Below are 18,331 nucleotides of genomic sequence, written 5' to 3'. Positions count from 1 at the left end.
CAAGGTTCACCTCCCGTCGCAGAAGCGGGTTGACATCACGATTGGGAAGTCCTTTCGGGAGGGCCGGAGGTCGTCGCCGTACCGCTCAGTGGCATGACACTCCCCCGGCGTTCGTATCACTGCTACCTTCTGCCTAACAAACGTTTGGTGGAAAGGTAGCTGATCTGCTCATGGGTGTCTCCACCTCCGCCCCGCAAGAGGGCGTCGCCGTCGTCACCGTGGACTTCCCTCCGGTCAACGCCCTACCGGTGCGGGGCTGGTACGAGCTGGCCGCCGCGGTGCGCGCCGCCGGCACCGATCCGGAAGTGCGCTGCGTGGTGCTCGCCGCCGAGGGCCGTGGCTTCAACGCGGGCGTGGACATCAAGGAGATGCAGCGCGCCGACGGGAACGAGGCGCTGATCGGCGCCAACCGCGGCTGTGCCGAGGCGTTCGCCGCGGTCTACGAGTGCGAGGTCCCGGTGGTCGCCGCCGTGCACGGCTTCTGTCTGGGAGGCGGCATCGGCCTGGTGGGCAACGCGGACGCGATCGTGGCGAGCGAGGATGCCACCTTCGGGCTTCCGGAGCTGGACCGGGGCGCGCTCGGCGCGGCCACACACCTCGCCCGGCTCGTCCCGCAGCATCTGATGCGGGCCCTGTACTACACCTCGCGCACCGCGACGGCCGAGGAACTGCACCGGCACGGTTCCGTGTGGCGTGTCGTCCCGCGCGACGAACTGCGGGCGGCGGCCGTCGGGCTGGCCGGCGAGATCGCCGCCAAGGACGGCTACCTGATCCGGCTGGCCAAGGCCGCCATCAACGGCATCGACCCGGTCGACGTACGCCGCAGCTACCGCTTCGAGCAGGGCTTCACCTTCGAGGCCAACCTCAGCGGGGTCGCCGACCGGGTGCGCGACACCTTCGGCACGGACCCGGCCCCGAATCCGAACACAGGCACAGGCACAGACGCAGGCACAGGCACGGACAGGGAGCAGCGAGCGTGACCCAGGACAAGACGATGACGGCCGACGACGTGGTCGGCCGGCTGCGCAGCGGCATGACCCTCGGTATCGGCGGCTGGGGCTCGCGTCGCAAGCCGATGGCGCTGGTGCGGGCGCTGCTGCGCTCGGACCTCACCGACCTGACCGTGGTCTCGTACGGCGGGCCGGACGTGGGCCTGCTCGCCGCCGCGGGGAAGATCCGCAAGCTGGTCGCGGCGTTCGGCACGCTCGACTCGATACCCCTGGAGCCGCACTTCACCGCGGCCCGGCAGCGCGGGGCGTTCGAGATGGTCGAGCTCGACGAGGCGATGCTCATGTGGGGCCTGACCGCCGGGGCGCAGCGGCTGCCCTTCATTCCCGTACGGGCCGGTCTCGGCTCGGACGTGATGAAGGTCAACCCGTCGCTGCGCACGGTCCGGTCGCCCTACGGAGACGGTGAGGAACTGGTCGCGGCGCCTGCCCTGCGCATGGATGCCGCCCTGGTCCACCTGAACCGCTCCGACCGGCACGGCAACGGCCAGTACCTGGGCCCCGACCCGTACTTCGACGACCTGTTCTGCGAGGCCGCCGACCACGCGTACGTCTCCTGCGAGCGGATCGTCGACACGGCGGACCTGCTCAAGGAGCAGGGGCCGCAGACCCTGCTGGTCAAACGCCTGTTCGTGGACGGGGTCGTGGAGACACCGAACGGCGCGCACTTCACCTCCTGCGTGCCCGACCACGACCGCGACGAGGCCTTCCAGCGCGCCTATGTCCGTGCCGCCCGCGATCCCGGGGAGTGGGAGGCCTTCACCGAACGGTTCCTGTCCGGGGACGAAGCCACCTACCAGGCCGCCGTCACGGCGTTCCACCAGGAGGAAGCATGAGCGCCACCGAGACCGGCCTGTCCGCCGCGACCCGCGCCGAGCACTGCGTGGTGGCCTGCGCCGAGGCCTGGCGGAACGCCGGTGAGGTCCTCGCCAGCCCGATGGGCACCGTCCCGGCCATCGGGGCGCGACTGGCGAAGCTCACCTTCTCGCCCGAACTGCTGCTGACCGACGGGGAGGCGCTCCTCATGGCCGGCGTGCCCGCGATCGGCTCGGTGCCGGGAGCCGTCGAGGGCTGGCTGCCGTTCCGTCAGCACCTCGCGCTGACGGCCACCGGCCGCCGGCACGTCATGATGGGCGCCAGTCAGCTCGACCGGTACGGCAACCAGAACATCTCCTGCATCGGCGACTGGGCCAGGCCCACCCGGCAGCTGCTCGGTGTACGTGGCGCACCCGTGAACACCCTGAACAATCCGACGAGTTACTGGGTGCCGAAGCACTCGGCGCGGGTCTTCGTCGAGCGCGTCGACATGGTCAGCGGCGTCGGTCACGACCGGGCCGCGGCGGCCGGCCCCTCGGCGACACGCTACCACCGCCTGCCCGGCGTGATCACCAATCTGGGCGTCTTCGACTTCGAGACCCCCGACCGCACGATGCGGCTGCGTTCCCTGCACCCCGGAGTCATCGTCGAGCAGGTCACCGAGGCCACCGGATTCGCCCTCACCATCCCCGACGAGGTGCCCTTCACCCGCGAGCCCACCGAGGCGGAGCTGCGGCTGATCCGCGAGGTCATCGACCCGAAGGGGCTGCGGGAGCGGGAGGTTCCGGCATGAGCGGGCCTGACCCGTCCCCGGCCGCGTTCCCCACCGCGCTCACCGAACTGACCGGGGTGCGGTACCCGATCGTGCAGACAGGGATGGGCTGGGTGGCGGGCCCCCGGCTCGTGTCGGCCTCCGCGAACGCCGGGGCCCTCGGCGTCCTCGCCTCCGCCACGATGACCGTGGAGCAGCTGCGAGCCGCGGTCCGCGAGGTCAAGTCCCGTACGGACGCGCCGTTCGGTGTCAACCTCCGGGCGGACGCCGGGGACGCCGCGGACCGAGTGCGGATCATCGTCGAGGAGGGGGTGCGGGTGGCGTCCTTCGCCCTCGCCCCCTCCAAGGACCTGATCGCCCGCCTCAAGGACGCCGGCGTCGTCGTCATCCCTTCCATCGGCGCCCGCCGGCACGCGGAGAAGGTGGCCGCGTGGGGCGCGGACGCGGTGATGGTCCAGGGCGGCGAGGGCGGCGGTCACACGGGCGAGGTGGCCACCACGGTGCTGCTTCCCCAGGTCGTGGACGCGGTCGACATCCCGGTGATCGCGGCCGGCGGCTTCCACGACGGCCGCGGCCTGCTCGCCGCGCTCGCCTTCGGGGCGGCCGGCATCGGGATGGGCACACGCTTCCTGCTCACCTCCGACAGCACCGTCCCCGACGCGGTGAAGGCGAAGTACCTGGCCGCCACCGTCAAGGACGTCACGGTCACCACCCGCGTGGACGGGCTGCCGCACCGCATGCTGCGTACCGCCATGGTCGACTCGCTGGAGCGTTCCGGCCGCGTCACCTCGTTGCTGCGCGCGGCGCGGCACGCCTCGGCCTTCCGCAAGGAGTCCGGTGCCAGCTGGCCCCGGCTCGTGCGGGACGGACTGGCGATGAAGCACGGCAAGGAGCTGTCGTGGAGTCAGGTGCTGCTGGCCGCCAACACGCCCATGCTGCTCAAGGCCTCACTGGTCGAGGGACGCACCGACATCGGGGTGATGGCCTCGGGCCAGGTCGCCGGCCTGATCGAGGACCTGCCGTCCTGCTCGGAACTGGTCGAGCGCGTCATCGGGGAGGCCCGGGCGGCACTGAGGACCCTGCCGGGGGCGAGCTGACGCCACAGCGCCCGCACACGGGCGGCAGGGGCCCGGCAGGGGCCCGGCAGGGGCAGGTCCGGTCGCTGGAAGGTCCGGTCACTCCGCGTCGCGTCTGCCGAGGAGGTAGGCGGCGGTGAGCGCGACGGCGCGGTCCTCGTCGTGCGACAGTTCCGCGAGGGCGCGTGACGTCGTCGCTCCCGGGACATCGGCGAGCGCCTGTGCCAGCCGTCGGCGCACGGGCGGTGTCGCGGCGCCGTGGGTGAGGCGGTCGACGAGCCCGGTGGCGATCCGGTCCGCCGGCTCCGGGCGGCCGGCCAGCGTGCTCAGGGCGGCCGCCGCGTCGACGTCGTTCGCGCCCTCGGCGACCATGTCGACGAGTGTGGGGACCGCGTCGGCCTCCCCACGCGTCCCCAGCTCCAGGGCCGCGTACCGGCGGACCTCGAGGTCCGGGTGGGCGAGCGCGTCCCGCAGCAGTGCGGTGGCCGCGTCGCCCGGGAACTCGGTGATGGACCGGATCGCGCGCTCCCGCACCTCGGCCGCGGGTGAGCCGAGCCCCTCCGCCAGCAGTGCCAGTCCGCCGGCGTCCGATCGCGCCAGAGCCCAACGGAGGGCTCCGGCGACGTTCGGGTCGGTCTCGTTGAGCACCGCCTCGACCAGTGCCTCCGCGGGCACCGGAACCTCTTCGGCCGAGGCCAGGGCCGCGCTCTGCCGCTTGCCCGCGCTGCGTGATCCCAGCGCCTGGAGGAGCGCGACGGTCTGGAGGACGTCCTCCCAGCCCTCGGGTTCGGCGGTACCGATCCGACGGAGTCGGGTGAGCAGCTCCGTCTCGGCCGCGATGCGCGCCCGCGTCCGCCGGACCAGGTCCTCGACGAGGTCGGACGGCACGAAAGCGGGGTCGTCGAGCGCGCGCCCGACCTCGCGCAGGGACAGCCCCAGTGACCGCAGGCTCTCGATCTGGAAGACGCGCCGGCAGTCGTCGCCGGAGTACTCCCGGTAGCCGGCCCCGGTCCGGCCCGTGGGGCGCACCAGGCCGAGCGACTCGTAGTGCCTGAGCATGCGGGCGCTGACCCCCGACTTCCGTGCCACCTCACCGATCAGCACCGCCCGTCATCCCTCCTGGCCGTACGGGCCGAGGGCGACGACGCGTTTCGCCTCGTCGATCGCGAACCCGAACCCGGCATCGGGGTCGCGCAGCAGCCGTTCCGTGGCGATCGCGTGCGCGCGCACGTCCGGATCGACGTCCGTCCTCGCCGCGCGCAGCGTCGGCAGGATCACCTCACCGAGTGCGATCAGTGCCCGGCTGAGACTCAGCCGCGTCTCGCGCCCGCCGCGTCCGAGCTGTGTCGCCAGCGCGTCGGCCAGCTCTCCCTCCTCACCGTCGGGCACGAGCACGACCGCCGCCCGCCAGGCGCTCCGGGCCACCTCGTCGTCGGTGTCGGCGAGCAGCGCCCGGGTGAGGGCCGGCCACGCCCGGCGGTCACCGATCTTGGACAGTGTGTGCAGGGCCTGGCCGCGTGCCTGCGCACGCTCCGACCTCACTTCGTCGACCAGCCTCGGGACCGTCGTGTACGCCGGATGCCGGGTGAGCGCCCATGTCAGCATCTCCCGTACCTGGAAGTCGGGTTCGGTCGCGCAGCGTTCGACGAGCCTGCCGACGTACCGCGGGTCGGGGGCCGTACCGACCGCCATCGCCGTGCGCAGTCGCACCGTCGCGCGGCCGTCCTCCAGCCCCCACAGGGCTCGCGGCGTGTTCATGTCCTGTTCCGGCAGGGTCATCGGGACCACCTCCTCGACCCAGTCAAGGCCTTGTCACCGTGTCAAGGTCAAGCGGAGCCCGTACGGGATCCCCCGGCACCCGCCTCCGGTCAGAGGCGTTCGATGATGGTGACGTTGGCCTGGCCGCCGCCTTCGCACATGGTCTGGAGACCGTAGCGGCCGCCGGTGCGCTCCAGCTCGTGCAGCAGGGTCGTCATCAGCTTGGTGCCGGTCGCGCCGAGCGGGTGGCCGAGCGCGATGGCGCCGCCGTTGACGTTGACCCGGTCCGGGTCGGCGCCGGTCTCCTTCAACCAGGCCAGGACGACCGGGGCGAACGCCTCGTTGATCTCGACCAGGTCCATGTCGTCGATGGACATCCCGGCCTTCTTCAGGGCGTACGCCGTCGCCGGGATCGGCGCGGACAGCATCCGGATCGGGTCCTCGCCGCGCACCGACAGGTGGTGGACGCGGGCCCGGGGGGTGAGGCCGTGTTCGGCGACGGCACGCTCCGAGGCGATGAGGATCGCGGAGGCGCCGTCGGAGACCTGGGAGGAGACACCGGCGGTGAGCCGGCCGCCCTCCACGACCGGCTTGAGGCCGGCCATCTTCTCCAGCGAGGTGTCGCGGCGCGGGCCCTCGTCGGTGGTGACGTCACCGTACGCGACGGTCTCGCGGTCGAAGCGGCCCTCGTCGATGGCGCGCAGGGCCCACTGGTGCGAGCGGAGCGCGAAGTGCTCCATGTCCTCGCGGGAGATGTCCCACTTCTCGGCGATGAGTTCGGCGCCGTGGAACTGGTTCACGGGCGCGTCGCCGTAGCGGGCGCGCCAGCCCGCCGAGCCCGCGTAGGGGCCGTCGGTGAGGCCGAGGGGTTCGGCGGCCTGGCGGCTGGCGAAGGCGATCGGGATCATCGACATGTTCTGCGTGCCGCCCGCGACGACCAGGTCCTGGGTGCCGGAGAGCACGCCCTGCGCGGCGAAGTGGACGGCCTGCTGGGAGGAGCCGCACTGCCGGTCGACGGTGGTGCCGGGCACCTCCTCGGGCAGGCCCGCCGCGAGCCAGGCGGTGCGGGCGATGTCCCCGGCCTGCGGTCCGACGGTGTCCAGGCAGCCGAAGACGACGTCGTCCACGGCGGCCGGGTCGACGCCGACGCGTTCGACGAGCGCCTTGATGACATGGGCGCCGAGGTCGGCGGGGTGGACGGCGCTGAGGCCGCCCTTGCGCCGGCCGACGGGGGTGCGGACCGCTTCGACTATGTAGGCCTCGGCCATGACTGCTCCTTCGTGAACGGTATGTCCGTGAACGGGACGACGGGTGTCAGGACGACGGGTGTCAGGACGACGGGTGTCGGGACGACGGTGTCAGGTACGCGGGGTGATGCCTTCCAGGACCATGGACAGGTACTGCCGGGCGATCTCCTCCGGGCTGTGGGTGCCGTCGGGGCGGTACCAGGAGGCGGCCACCCACACGGTGTCGCGCACGAACCGGTAGACGAGCCGGACGTCCAGGTCGCCGCGGAAGACCTTCTCGGTGACGCCGCGTTCCAGGGTGCGCAGCCAGGCGTTCTCGAACCTGGCCTGGGAGTCGGCGAGGTAGCCGAAGCGCGGCTGGACGGAGAGGTGCCTGGACTCCTTCTGGTAGATGGCGACCGCGGGACCGTGCCGGTCGATCTGCCGGAAGGACTCGGTGACGAGGGCCTCGATGGTCTCGCGGGGCCCGAGTCCGGCGGCGAGGACGGTGTCGTAGCCCGCCCACAGCTCGTCCAGGAAGGCGGAGAGGATCTCGTCCAGCATCGACTCCTTGGAGTCGAAGTGGTAGTAGAGGCTGCCCGCGAGCATCCCGGCGGCGTCCGCGATGCGGCGGACGGTGGTGGCGTTGTAGCCCTGGTCGGCGAAGACCTGGGCGGCGGTGGCCAGGATCTCGGCGCGGCGCGCGGCGGAGGACGTGGACGGTGCGGAGGCGGAGGAGTCGCTGTTCATCCGGTCATGCTCTCTGACTGCTGACGGAGACGGTCTCGCCGGTCATGTAGGAGGAGTATCCGCTGGCCAGGAAGACGATGACGTTGGCGATCTCCCACGGCTCGGCGTAGCGGCCGAAGGCCTCGCGTTCGGTGAGCTCGGTGAGGAGTTCGGGCGTGGTCACCTTCACCAGGTGCGGGTGCATGGCGAGGCTCGGGGCGACGGCGTTGACCCGTACGCCGAAGTCCGCGGCCTCCAGGGCGGCGCACCGGGTGAGGGCCATGACCCCGGCCTTGGCCGCGGCGTAGTGGGCCTGGCCGCGCTGGGCCCGCCACCCGATGACGGAGGCGTTGTTGACCACGACACCCCCGCCGTCCTGTTCCTGGAGGCGGCGCAGGGCTGCGCGGGTGCAGCGGAAGGTGCCGGTGAGGGTGACGTCGAGGACCTTGGACCACTGGTCGTCGGTCATGTCGACGAGGTCGGCCGTGCCACCGAGGCCGGCGTTGTTGACGACGACGTCGAGGCCGCCGTGGCGCTCGACGGCGAGCGCGAAGAGGGCGTCGACCTGCTGTTCGTCGGTGACGTCGCAGGGCATCCCGGCGACGTTGTCGGCGCCGAACTCCTCGGCGAGCGCGGCGGCGCTCTCCTTGAGGCGGCGTTCGTGGGCGTCACCGACGACGACGCGGGCGCCCTCCTGAAGGAATCGGCGGGCGGTGGCTCCGCCGATCCCGGCGCCGGCGGCGGCGGTGATCACGGCGGTGCGTCCGGCCAGGAGGGAGTGCCCCGGTACGTAGGGCGGGGACTGGGGGGTCACGGGCGGCTCTCCTTGGGCAGGCCGAGGACGCGCTCGGCGATGATGTTGCGCTGGATCTCGTTGGACCCGGCGTAGATGGTGTCGGAGCGGGAGAAGAGGAACAGCCGCTGCCGGTCGTCGAGATCGTAGGGCTTTCCCGCCGCGAGCATGCCGTCCGCGCCGCGGACGTCCATGGCGAGTTCGCCCAGTTCGCGGTGCCAGGTGGCCCAGAAGATCTTGCCGATGGACGCCTCCGGTCCGGGCGCGCCGGCGGCGACGCCGTCGAGCATGCGCAGGGCGTTGCAGCGGATGGTCTCCAGGCCGGTCCAGGCGCGGGCGAGCCGGTCACGGATCAGCGGGTCGTCCGCGGCTCCGTTGCGCTTGGCCAGTTCGATCAGGGTCTCCAGTTCGCGCCGGAAGCCGACCTGCTGGCCGAGGGTGGAGACGCCGCGCTCGAAACCGAGGGTGGCCATGGCCACGCGCCAGCCGTCGCCGGGGGCTCCGACGATGTGCTCGGCGCGGGTGCGGGCACCGTCGAAGAAGACCTCGTTGAACTCGGACGTGCCGGTCAGCTGGGTGATGGGCCGGATCTCGACGCCCGGCTGATCGAGCGGGACCAGGAGGTAGGACAGGCCCTTGTGGCGGGACGATCCGGGCTCCGTGCGGGCGAGAACGAAGCACCACTGCGACTCGTGGGCGAGTGACGTCCAGGTCTTCTGCCCGGCGACGACCCAGTCGTCGCCCTCCCGCACGGCCCGGGTCCGTACGTTCGCCAGATCGGAGCCCGCGTCGGGCTCGCTGTAGCCCTGGCACCACAGTTCCTCGGCCGCGACGATCGGCGGCAGGAAGCGGGCCCGCTGTTCGGGGGTGCCGAAGGCGACCAGGGTCGGGCCGAGCAACTGCTCGCCTATGTGGTTGACCCGGGCGGGCGCGTCGGCCAGGGCGTACTCCTCGTGGAAGGCGACCTGCTGCTCGATGGTCGCACCCCGTCCGCCGGACTCCTCGGGCCAGCCGACGCACGTCCAGCCGGCGGCGGCCATGTGCCGCTCCCACTCCAGCCGTTCGGCGAAGGCCTCGTGCTCACGACCGGGTCCGCCGCGGCCGCGCAGGCTCGCGAAGGCGCCGGTGAGGTTGGCGGCCAGCCAGCCGCGGATCTCGGCGCGGAACTCCTCGACGCTGCTCATGCCGTTACGTTAATCTACCAAACACTTGTTAGGGAAGGAGGGCAGATGCCTGCTGCCCACGACGGACCCGACGCCCCCGACACCCCCGGTGGCCGCAGTGCCCCCGACGCGCTCGAAGCACCCGAAGCACCCGTGCGCTACGAGAAGCGGGGCCCGGTCGCGACGGTCACCATGAACCGGCCCGACTACCGCAACGCCCAGAACTCCGCGATGACCTACGCCCTGGACCGGGCGTTCTACCGCGCGGCCGACGACAACGAGGTGAAGACCGTCGTCCTGGCCGGAGCGGGCAAGCACTTCTCCGCCGGCCACGACATAGGCACCCCCGAGCGGGACGCCCACCTGCCGTTCGAGCGCAGGGCGGGCCTGTGGTGGGACCACTCCGACAAGGAGGGCGCGGAGAGCCGCTACGCCCGCGAGTCCGAGGTCTACCTGGGCATGTGCCGCCGCTGGCGTGAGCTGCCCAAGCCGGTCGTCGCGTCCGTGCAGGGCGCGTGTGTGGCGGGCGGGCTGATGCTCGCCTGGGTGTGCGACCTGATCGTGGCCTCCGAGGACGCGTTCTTCGCCGACCCGGTGGTGCGGATGGGCATCCCGGGTGTCGAGTACTTCGCCCACCCGTGGGTGATGCCGCCACGCATCGCCAAGGAGTTCCTCTTCACCGGCGACCGCATGAGTGCCCGGCGCGCCTACGAGGTCGGCATGGTCAACCGGGTCGTCCCCCGTGAGGAACTGACGGAGCGGACACAGGAGCTGGCACTGCGCGTCGCCGAGATGCCGCGCCTCGGGCTCGCCCTGACCAAGCGCGCCGTCAACCAGGCCGAGGACCTCCAGGGCCTGCACACCGGCATGGACTCGGTGTTCGGCCTGCACCACCTGGCGCACGCCCACAACGCCGAGACCGCGCCGGACGCGCTCGGCGGCATGGACATCCGGGCGATGAAGAAGGCGGGCGGCTGATGGACCTCGACTTCAGCGAGGCGGACGGCGCGTTCCGGGCCGAGGTCCGCGACTGGCTGACGGCTCATGTGCCGACCACTCCCCTGCCGTCCCTGGAGAGCGCCGAGGGCTTCGCCGCCCACCGGGACTGGGAGGCCGAACTGTCCGCCGACCGCTGGTCGGTGGTGTCCTGGCCCGAGGAGTACGGCGGACGGGGCGCCTCGATCCTGCGCTGGCTCCTCTTCGAGGAGGAGTACTTCGCCGCCGGTGCCCCGGGACGGGTCAGCCAGAACGGCATCAACCTGCTCGCCCCCACCCTCTTCGAGCACGGCACCGCCGAGCAGCGGGCTCGGATCCTGCCGGCCATGGCACGCGGTGAGGTCATCTGGGCGCAGGCCTGGTCGGAACCGGAGTCCGGTTCCGATCTTGCCTCGTTGAAGTCGACGGCCCGGCGCACCGACGGCGGCTGGCTGCTGAGCGGCCAGAAGACCTGGTCGTCCCGGGCCGCCTTCGCCGACCGGGCCTTCGGCCTCTTCCGCAGCGACCCGGACGCCGGGAAGCCGCACCACGGGCTGACGTACCTGATGTTCCCGCTGGACGCCGAGGGTGTCACCGTGCGGCCGATCGGGCGCCTCGACGGCCGGCCGGCCTTCGCGGAACTCTTCCTGGACGACGTGTTCGTGCCGGACGAGGACGTGATCGGGGAACCCGGCCAGGGCTGGCGGGTCGCGATGAGCACCACCGGCAACGAGCGCGGGCTCACCCTGCGCAGCCCGGGGCGCTTCACGGCCGCCGCCGACCGGCTGACCGCGCTGTGGCACGAGCGGGCCGACCCCGCGGACACGGCGCTGCGCGACCGGGTCGCCGACGCGGTGATCGGCGCCCGCGCCTACCGGCTGTTCTCCTACGCGGGTGCCTCCCGCGTCCTGCACGACGAGGACGGACCGGCCGGCGCCGCCTCCAGCCTCAACAAGGTCTACTGGTCCGAACTGGACATCGCCCTGCACGAGACGGCACTGGACCTGCTCGGCCCGTCCGGCGAACTCGCCGACCACGCGGAGGAGTCACCCGCCCACGGCGCCTGGGCCGAGGGGTACACCTTCGCCCTCGCCGGGCCCATCTACGCCGGCACCAACGAGATCCAGCGCGACATCATCGCCGAGCGCCTGCTCGGCCTGCCGAAGGGACGCCGGTGATGCGGTTCCTCCTCGACGCCGAGCAGCGGGAGTTCGCCCGTTCCCTCGACGGACTGCTCACCTCCTGCGACACGCCGGCCGCGATCCGGTCCTGGACTGCCGGTGATCACGCTCCCGGTCGGGCGGTCTGGACGCGGCTGGCGGGGGCGGGGGTGTTCGCGCTCGCCGTGCCGGAGCGGTACGACGGCTTCGGCTTCCTACCCCTCGAACTCAGCGTCGCCTTCACCGAACTGGGCCGCCACGCGGTCCCCGGCCCCCTGGTAGAGACGGTCGCGGCCGCTGCCCTGCTGGACCGGCTGAGCGGGCTTGGCGGTCTGGGCGGGCCGGGCGGGCCGGGCGGGCTGAACGGCCGGGGCGAGGGGCACGCGGCCGACGCGCACCTGCCCGGCATCGCCGCCGGCAAGACCGTCGCCTCCCTCTGCCTGACCGGTCTCGGCCCGTACGCCCTGGACGCCGACGCGGCCGACGTGGTGTTCGTCGTCGACGGCGACGTGCTGCGCGTCACCGGGGAGACGGGTCCCGTACAGGCCTCGGCCGACCCGGGACGGCGCCTGTCCCGGGCGTCCGGCGGGACGGTCCTCGCCCAGGGTCCCACCGTGACCGCCGCCGCCGCGTACGCGGCCGACGTGGCGGCACTCGCCACCGCGGCCCAGGCACTGGGCGTCGGCCGCGCGCTACTCACCCGTACCGTCGAATACGTCAAGCAGCGCACCCAGTTCGGCGTGGCCATCGGCTCCTTCCAGGCCGTCAAGCACCGGCTCGCGGACACCCTCGTCGCCCTGGAGTTCGCCGAGCCCCTGGTGCACGGCGCCGCGCTCGCGCTCGCCGCCGGCTCCCCGCAGGCCGGCCGGGAGGTAGCCGCCGCCAAGGTCACGGCGGGCGAGGCCGCCCACCGGGCCGCGCGCACGGCCCTGCAGTTGCACGGAGCGGTCGGCTACACCGACGAACTGGACCTGTCCCTGTGGATTCGCAAGACCCGCCCGCTGCGCGACGCCTGGGGTACCCCGGCCGCCTGCCGGGCCCGCGTACTGGCCGCCTGACGCGCGCCGCAGCGCGCGCCACACCGAGGGGAGCAGTCCGATGAGGCTGACGGAGGAGCAGGAAGAGCTGCGTTCGGCCGTACGGTCGTTGCTGACCCGGCACGAAGGGGCCGCGGCCTGGGAGCCGCTGGCCGAGCAGATGGGCGCCGCCGGGCTGGCCGTGCCCGAGGACTACGGGGGCGCGGGCGGCGGCGCCCGCGACGTCCACGTGCTGATGGAGGAGCTGGGCCGCGGCCTGAGCCCGCTGCCGCTGCTCGGCTCGGCGGTACTCACGGCGGGTGCGCTGCTGGCCTCCGGTGACAAGGAGGCCTGCGGGCGCCTGCTGCCGCCGCTCGCCGAGGGCCGCTCGGTGGGCGCCCTGGCCTGGGCCGAGCGGGGCTCCTGGGACCCGGCGGCCGTGCGTGCCGAGGCCCTGCCCGGACCGGACGGCGCGTGGCGGGTCACCGGGACCAAGGAGTACGTACTGGACTGGCCCGGCGTCGGCCTGCTGCTCGTCGCGGCCCGGACGGCGACCGGCGTCTCGCTCTTCGAGGTGGCGGTGGACGCGCCCGGGGCGCACCGCACACCCGCCGTCACCATGGACGGCACGCGGAGCCAGGCGCGGTGGGTCCTGGACGGCGCCGAGGGGCGCCTGATCGGTGTGGACGGCGACGGGGAGCGGACCCTCGCGCACGTACGGGACCTGGGCTGCGCGGCGCTCGCCGCGGAGCAGGTGGGCGCCGCCGAGCGCTGCCTGGAACTCACCGTCGCCCACGCCCGCAACCGGGTGCAGTTCGGCCGTCCCCTCGGCTCGTTCCAGGCGGTCAAGCACCGGCTGGCGGACGCCTACGTGCTGGTGGAGTCGGCGCGTTCGGCGGCGCTCGGCGCGGCCTTCGCCGCCGACCAGGACCCGGCCGCGCTGCCGCGCGCCGCCGCCGTCGCGAAGTCGGTCTGCTCCGAGGCCTTCTCCGTGGTGGCCGGCGAGACGATCCAGCTGCACGGCGGGATCGGCATCACCTGGGAGCACGACGCGCACCGCTATCTCAAGCGGGCGCACGGGGCGGGCGAGCTGTTCGGCGCGCCCGCACGTCACCGGGCCCGGCTCGCCGCCGGTCTCGGGCTGATGACGGACTGAGCAGACTCGACACGCAGAGAGGCCGGAAACATGGACATCGGCAATCCGTTGGACTTCACGGGGCGCGTGGTGCTCGTCACCGGCGGCACCAAGGGCATCGGCGCCGCCATCGCGCAGGCGTTCCTCGCTGCCGGGGCCGATGTCGTCGTCTGCGGACGCAACGCGCCGGACAGCCTGCCCTCGGCACAGGACCGGGAGGCGGTGTTCGTCGCCGCCGACGTGCGCGACCCCGGGTCGGCGGCCGGGCTCGTCGACGGCGCGGTGGAGCGATTCGGCCGCCTCGACGTCCTCGTCAACAACGCGGGCGGCTCCCCGGACGCCGACGCCGCCACCGTCTCACCGCGGTTCGTCGAGAAGATCGTCGCGCTCAACCTGCTCGCGCCGTTCTACGTGGCGCAGGCGGCGCACCGCGTCATGCGGACCCAGGGCGGCGGCGGTTCGGTCGTCAACATCGGCAGCGTCTCCGCCCACGACCCGCAGCCGGGCACCGCCGCGTACACGGCGGCCAAGGCGGGACTGCTGGCCCTCACCAAGGCGCTCGCCCTGGAGTGGGCGCCCGAGGTGCGGGTCAACCACATCACCACGGGGCTGATCCGCACCGAGAGCGCGGCGTCCGTCTACGGCGCGGACGGCGGGGCCTCGGTGGCCGGCGTCATCCCGATGCGGCGGATGGCCGTCCCCGGGGACGTCGCCCGCGCCTGTCTGTTCCTCGCGAGCGGCCTGTCGGACTACGTCAACGGGGCGGACCTCGCGGTGCACGGCGGCGGGGAGTACCCGGCGCGCTACCTCGCCGCGAAGGCCGCGAACGGGGCGGAGTGACAGGACATGCCGGAGCCCGGGAGAACGTCGCGACTTCTCCCGGGCTCCCGCGTCGATCACTCACGGCGCGGCTCTCGCGGGTGGCTCACCGGGGGCTTCCGGTGGTGGGCTTCGTACGGGCGAGGTCACGGCAGTTCGGGGGCCCAGGCGACTCCGTTGATGTGCGAACCGCCGTCGACGAAGAGCGTGTTTCCGGTGACGTAGCGCGCCCCCTCGCCCGCGAGGAACAGCGCCGCCGGGGCGATGTCCCGGTCGGGATCACCGATCCGCCCCATGGGGTTCATGCCACCCGCCTGCTTCTCCAGCTCCGGGTTCTCGCGCATCCTCCTTCGGAAGGCCGCGCTCTTCGCGCCGGGGCACAGGGCGTTGACCACGACGCCCGTGGGAGCCCACTCCCGGGCGGCGGTCCGGGTGAGGGTGCGCAGGGCCTCCTTGGCGGCGTTGTACTCCAGTGTCCCCATGTGGGCGTTCACGCCGTTGAGGCTGCACATGTTGACGACCCGCCCCCATCCCCGTTCCCTCATGTGCGGGAAGGCCGCCCGCATCGCCCAGAACGGTCCGTAGAACCCGATGCCCAGACCGCGGGCCAGCATCTCGTCGCTCTTGTTCTCCACCCGTCCGAGGTCGCCGACCGCCCAGGCGTTGTTGACCAGGATGTCGACGCCGCCCCACTCGCGTACGGCGGTGTCGACCATCGCCAGTACCTGCGCCTTCTCGCCGACATCGGTACGCAGGAAGCGGCCGCCGATCCGGTCGGCCGTGGCACGGCCGGTCTCCTCGTCCACCTCCGCGACCAGCACCCTGGCCCCCTCCTCGGCGAACCGCCGGGCCACCGCCGCGCCGATTCCGTCCCCGGCTCCGGTGACGATCGCGACACGTCCTTCGAGCTGCATGTCTTCTCTCCTCGCGCGCTCCGATGAGACGGACGGCCGGCGGGACTCCGGACGCCGGGGCGGCTTCGTCAGACCAGGTTGTCCTCGACCGTCAGGCCGAACACCCCGCGGCCGTACATGGCCAGGGCCCGTTCCACGTCGTTGGCCACGTGGACGCTGCCCGCGTGGGCGTCGCGCCAGGCGCGCTCGATGGGGTTGCCGCGGCGCAGCGCGTTGCCGCCGGCGGTCTTGAAGAGCAGGTCGATCGCGGCGACCGCCCGCTCGGTGCCCCGGACCTGGTCACGGCGGGTGCGCAGCCTCAGCTCCATCGGGATCTCCTGGCAGGCGGCGGCCAGTTCGGACAGTTCGCGCAGGTTGCGGTCCATCTGCAGGACGGTCGCGTCGATGTCGGAGGCGGCACGCGCGATGGCGACCTGCGCGAACGGGTCCTCGGTGAACCTGCCGCCGCCCAGGCTGAGCCGCACCCGTTCCTTCATCAGCGACGCGTACGACTCGTAGCCGCCGGACACGGCCCCGATCACCGGCGCCGTGATGGCACTGGTGAAGATCGCCCCGAACGGCAGCCGGTACAGCGGCCCCTTGTTGACCTGCTGCCCCGGCACCTTCAGCTGGGCCTGCTCGTAGTTGCGAAGGACCCGGTGGTCGGGCACGAAGGCGGAGTCGACGAGGATGTCGTTGCTCGCCGTGCCGCGCAGTCCGACGACGTCCCACGCGTCCTCGATGGTGTAGTCGGACCGGGGCACCAGAACGGTGAGGAAGTCCACCGGCCTTCCCTGCGCGCCGACGACCAGGGCGCCGAGCAGTGCCCACGTGGCGTGCTCGCAGCCCGAGGAGAAGCTCCAGCGGCCGGTGAGTCGGTAGCCGCCGTCGACGGGGGTGAGCCGGCCGACCGGTGCGTACGACGAGGAGACGCGGGCGTCGGGGTCGTCGCCCCAGACGTCCTCCTGCGCCCGGCGCGGGAACAGGCCCAGCTGCCAGGGGTGCACGCCGAGTACGGACGCCACCCAGCCCGTGGAGCAGCAGACCGCGGAGATGGCCCGCACCACCTGGTAGAAGTCGACCGGGTCGCCTTCGAGGCCGCCGTACCGGGCGGGCTGCAGCATCCGGAAGACGCCGGCCTCGGTCAGCTCGCGGACCGAGGACTCGGGTATGCGCCGCGCCTCGTCCGCGGCCACGGCCCGTTTCCCGATGGCCGGCAGCAGGGCACGCACCGACTCCAGAACCTGATTGCCCATCGTCCGTCCTCCATGGTTTCGCGAGCCGTGTCCGAATCCGTGCGGCGTTCGGCGGCGCCGTGTTCCGCAGTCCGTGCGGCGTCCGTCGGCACGGTGTTCCGCAGTCCGTGTTCCGTGCGCGGTGGGCCTCAATCCGTCCGCAGCGCGACCTTGTCGATCTTGCCGGAGGCGTTGCGCGGGAAGGTCCCGAGGACGACGACCTCGCGGGGGACCTTGAAGTTGGCGAGCCGTTCACGGCAGTGGCCGAGGAGGGTGTCGGGGTCGGCACCGGCACCCGGGCGGGCCGTCACGTACGCCCGTCCGACCTCACCGAGCCGCGCGTCGGGTACGCCGACCACGGCGGCCTCCGCCACGGCGTCGTGGCCGGCGAGTACCTGCTCGACCTCCGCCGGGTACACGTTGAACCCGCCGACCACGAACATGTCCTTCGAACGCCCCGTGACGACCAGGTTGCCGCGCTCGTCGAAGTGGCCGACGTCGCCGGTGGCCAGCCAGCCGTCCGCGTCGACGGCCGCGGCGCTCGCCGCCGGGTCGTCCAGGTAGCCGAGCATCACGTTGTAGCCGCGGACCATGATTTCGCCGTCCCGGCCGACGGGCAGCGGGCGCCGGTCACCGTCGTTGATCCGCACCTCGACTCCGTCGATGGGGCGGCCGGCGGTCAGCGCCACGGTCTCCGCGTCGTCGTCGGCGGAGCAGACGGTGACCGTGCCGCAGGACTCGGTGAGGCCGTAGGCGGTGAGCACCTCGGGGAAGAGTTCGGCACGCATGCGCCGGACCAGCGCGACCGGTACGACGGCGGCCCCGGTCACCGCGAGGCGCAGCGACGACAGGTCGAAGAGCTCTCTGCCGGGCGCGTCCAGGAGCTCGGTGTAGATCGTGGGCGGACCGGGCAGAACGCTGATCCGCTCGGTCTCGACGGCGGTCAGGGCCCGCTGGACGTCGAAGACGGGTTGCAGCACCATCGTGGCGCCCCTCAGCAGGCAGGCCAGGATGCCGGCCTTGTAGCCGAAGCAGTGGAAGAGCGGGTTGATGATCAGGTAGCGGTCCTCGCCGGTGAGTCCGGTCCGGCCGGACCAGGCCCGGTAGGTGGTGAGGTTCTGCCGGTGGGTGGTCAGGGCGCCCTTGGGCCGGCCGGTCGTACCCGACGTGAAGAGCAGGTCGGACGGGTCGTCGGGACGGACGGACGCGGTACGGACGGTGACTTCCGTGTCGGGCAGGTGGGCGCCGTAGGTGAGGAAGTCGTCCCAGGGCAGAGTGCCGGGGCGTTCGGTGCCGTCGAGCGTGACCACCCGGGACAGGCCGGGCAGGGCAGGCACCGGCCGTGTGCCGTCGCCGGACCTCTCGCCATCGCCATCGCCATCGCCCAGCATGGCCAGGTAGTCCTTGCCGAGGAAGCCGTTCTCGACGAACAGCAGCCGTGCTCCCCCGCGTTCCAGGAGCCAGCGTGCCTCGGCGCCCTTGTAGCGGGTGTTCACCGGGACCAGCACCGCGCCCGCCGACACGGTGGCGAGCGCGGCCACCACCCAACGGTGGCTGTTCGGTGCCCACACGGCGATGCGGTCGCCGCGCCGGGTACCGAGCGCGAGCAGCGACTTCACGGCCGCCCGCACCTCGTCGCGCAACCGCGCCCAGGTCAGTCGCACATCTCCGTCCACAACGGCCTCCCGGTCGGCGGATCGGACCGCGGCGAGGTCGAGGGCGTCGGGGATCGTCAGTGGGGGCTCGGTCTCGCTCATC

General features: G+C 72.7%; 18 protein-coding genes. 9 read left to right on the top strand and 9 right to left on the bottom strand.

Annotation, left to right across the window (positions count from 1 at the left end):
* The first annotated feature begins 170 nt into the window (after positions 1-170).
* Genes ABEA26_RS09490 through ABEA26_RS09475 form a run of 4 tightly spaced genes read left to right on the top strand, consistent with a single transcriptional unit; the run spans position 171 to position 3,692 of the window.
* A complete protein-coding gene (locus tag ABEA26_RS09490; RefSeq protein ID WP_345590994.1) occupies positions 171-980 on the top strand; it encodes an enoyl-CoA hydratase family protein in 810 nt (269 codons plus the stop codon).
* A gap of 14 nt (positions 981-994) precedes the next feature.
* The gene (locus tag ABEA26_RS09485; RefSeq protein ID WP_345591000.1) at positions 995-1,843 is read left to right on the top strand and encodes a CoA transferase subunit A; all 849 of its coding nucleotides are present in this window, start codon (positions 995-997) and stop codon (positions 1,841-1,843) included.
* A complete protein-coding gene (locus ABEA26_RS09480) occupies positions 1,840-2,616 on the top strand; it encodes a CoA-transferase subunit beta (RefSeq protein ID WP_345590992.1) in 777 nt (258 codons plus the stop codon). Before ABEA26_RS09485 ends, ABEA26_RS09480 begins: the two co-directional genes overlap by 4 nt.
* Positions 2,613-3,692: an NAD(P)H-dependent flavin oxidoreductase gene (locus ABEA26_RS09475; protein ID WP_345590990.1), complete on the top strand. Its 1,080-nt coding sequence runs from the start codon at positions 2,613-2,615 to the stop codon at positions 3,690-3,692. Before ABEA26_RS09480 ends, ABEA26_RS09475 begins: the two co-directional genes overlap by 4 nt.
* A 78-nt stretch (positions 3,693-3,770) precedes the next feature.
* Here ABEA26_RS09475 and ABEA26_RS09470 read toward each other — a convergent pair whose 3' ends face one another.
* From ABEA26_RS09470 to ABEA26_RS09445, 6 genes are all read right to left on the bottom strand, one after another.
* Positions 3,771-4,775: a HEAT repeat domain-containing protein gene (locus ABEA26_RS09470; protein WP_345590988.1), complete on the bottom strand. Its 1,005-nt coding sequence runs from the start codon at positions 4,773-4,775 to the stop codon at positions 3,771-3,773.
* A 6-nt stretch (positions 4,776-4,781) separates the two neighbouring features.
* On the bottom strand, positions 4,782-5,450 hold the full coding sequence (locus ABEA26_RS09465) for a HEAT repeat domain-containing protein (protein ID WP_345590986.1): 669 nt from the start codon (positions 5,448-5,450) through the stop codon (positions 4,782-4,784).
* An 89-nt stretch (positions 5,451-5,539) separates the two neighbouring features.
* A complete protein-coding gene (locus tag ABEA26_RS09460; RefSeq protein WP_345590985.1) occupies positions 5,540-6,697 on the bottom strand; it encodes an acetyl-CoA C-acetyltransferase in 1,158 nt (385 codons plus the stop codon).
* Between the two features lie 90 nt (positions 6,698-6,787).
* Positions 6,788-7,405, bottom strand: coding sequence for a TetR/AcrR family transcriptional regulator (locus ABEA26_RS09455; protein ID WP_345590984.1), 618 nt, complete (start codon positions 7,403-7,405; stop codon positions 6,788-6,790).
* Between the two features lie 4 nt (positions 7,406-7,409).
* Positions 7,410-8,198: an SDR family oxidoreductase gene (locus ABEA26_RS09450; RefSeq protein ID WP_345590982.1), complete on the bottom strand. Its 789-nt coding sequence runs from the start codon at positions 8,196-8,198 to the stop codon at positions 7,410-7,412.
* The gene (locus ABEA26_RS09445) at positions 8,195-9,361 is read right to left on the bottom strand and encodes an acyl-CoA dehydrogenase family protein (RefSeq protein ID WP_345590981.1); all 1,167 of its coding nucleotides are present in this window, start codon (positions 9,359-9,361) and stop codon (positions 8,195-8,197) included. Before ABEA26_RS09445 ends, ABEA26_RS09450 begins: the two co-directional genes overlap by 4 nt.
* A gap of 45 nt (positions 9,362-9,406) precedes the next feature.
* On the opposite strand from ABEA26_RS09445, the gene ABEA26_RS09440 reads away from it, so the two are divergent.
* From ABEA26_RS09440 to ABEA26_RS09420, 5 genes are read left to right on the top strand one after another with little or no spacing between them, the layout of a single operon-like run.
* Positions 9,407-10,318 (top strand): enoyl-CoA hydratase, encoded by a 912-nt coding sequence (locus tag ABEA26_RS09440; protein WP_345590979.1) that lies wholly within the window; start codon positions 9,407-9,409, stop codon positions 10,316-10,318.
* Positions 10,318-11,493 (top strand): acyl-CoA dehydrogenase family protein, encoded by a 1,176-nt coding sequence (locus tag ABEA26_RS09435; protein ID WP_345590977.1) that lies wholly within the window; start codon positions 10,318-10,320, stop codon positions 11,491-11,493. Before ABEA26_RS09440 ends, ABEA26_RS09435 begins: the two co-directional genes overlap by 1 nt.
* Positions 11,493-12,533, top strand: coding sequence for an acyl-CoA dehydrogenase family protein (locus ABEA26_RS09430; RefSeq protein WP_345590975.1), 1,041 nt, complete (start codon positions 11,493-11,495; stop codon positions 12,531-12,533). Before ABEA26_RS09435 ends, ABEA26_RS09430 begins: the two co-directional genes overlap by 1 nt.
* 40 nt (positions 12,534-12,573) lie before the next feature.
* Positions 12,574-13,647 (top strand): acyl-CoA dehydrogenase family protein, encoded by a 1,074-nt coding sequence (locus ABEA26_RS09425; RefSeq protein ID WP_345590973.1) that lies wholly within the window; start codon positions 12,574-12,576, stop codon positions 13,645-13,647.
* Between the two features lie 30 nt (positions 13,648-13,677).
* Entirely contained in the window at positions 13,678-14,466 is a 789-nt protein-coding gene (locus ABEA26_RS09420; RefSeq protein WP_345590971.1) for an SDR family oxidoreductase, read from the top strand.
* Between the two features lie 125 nt (positions 14,467-14,591).
* Here the strand turns inward: ABEA26_RS09420 and ABEA26_RS09415 are convergent, their stop codons facing one another.
* From ABEA26_RS09415 to ABEA26_RS09405, 3 genes are all read right to left on the bottom strand, one after another.
* On the bottom strand, positions 14,592-15,359 hold the full coding sequence (locus ABEA26_RS09415; protein ID WP_345590970.1) for an SDR family NAD(P)-dependent oxidoreductase: 768 nt from the start codon (positions 15,357-15,359) through the stop codon (positions 14,592-14,594).
* A gap of 68 nt (positions 15,360-15,427) precedes the next feature.
* Positions 15,428-16,594, bottom strand: coding sequence for a 3-hydroxy-9,10-secoandrosta-1,3,5(10)-triene-9,17-dione monooxygenase oxygenase subunit (gene hsaA / locus ABEA26_RS09410; RefSeq protein ID WP_345590969.1), 1,167 nt, complete (start codon positions 16,592-16,594; stop codon positions 15,428-15,430).
* Between the two features lie 128 nt (positions 16,595-16,722).
* The gene (locus ABEA26_RS09405) at positions 16,723-18,330 is read right to left on the bottom strand and encodes a FadD3 family acyl-CoA ligase (RefSeq protein WP_345590967.1); all 1,608 of its coding nucleotides are present in this window, start codon (positions 18,328-18,330) and stop codon (positions 16,723-16,725) included.
* Position 18,331: the final 1 nt, after the last annotated feature.

The organism is Streptomyces marokkonensis (assembly GCF_039539045.1).
GTDB classification, from domain to species: domain Bacteria; phylum Actinomycetota; class Actinomycetes; order Streptomycetales; family Streptomycetaceae; genus Streptomyces; species Streptomyces marokkonensis.
This window is presented reverse-complemented; position numbering and strand designations above follow the sequence as displayed.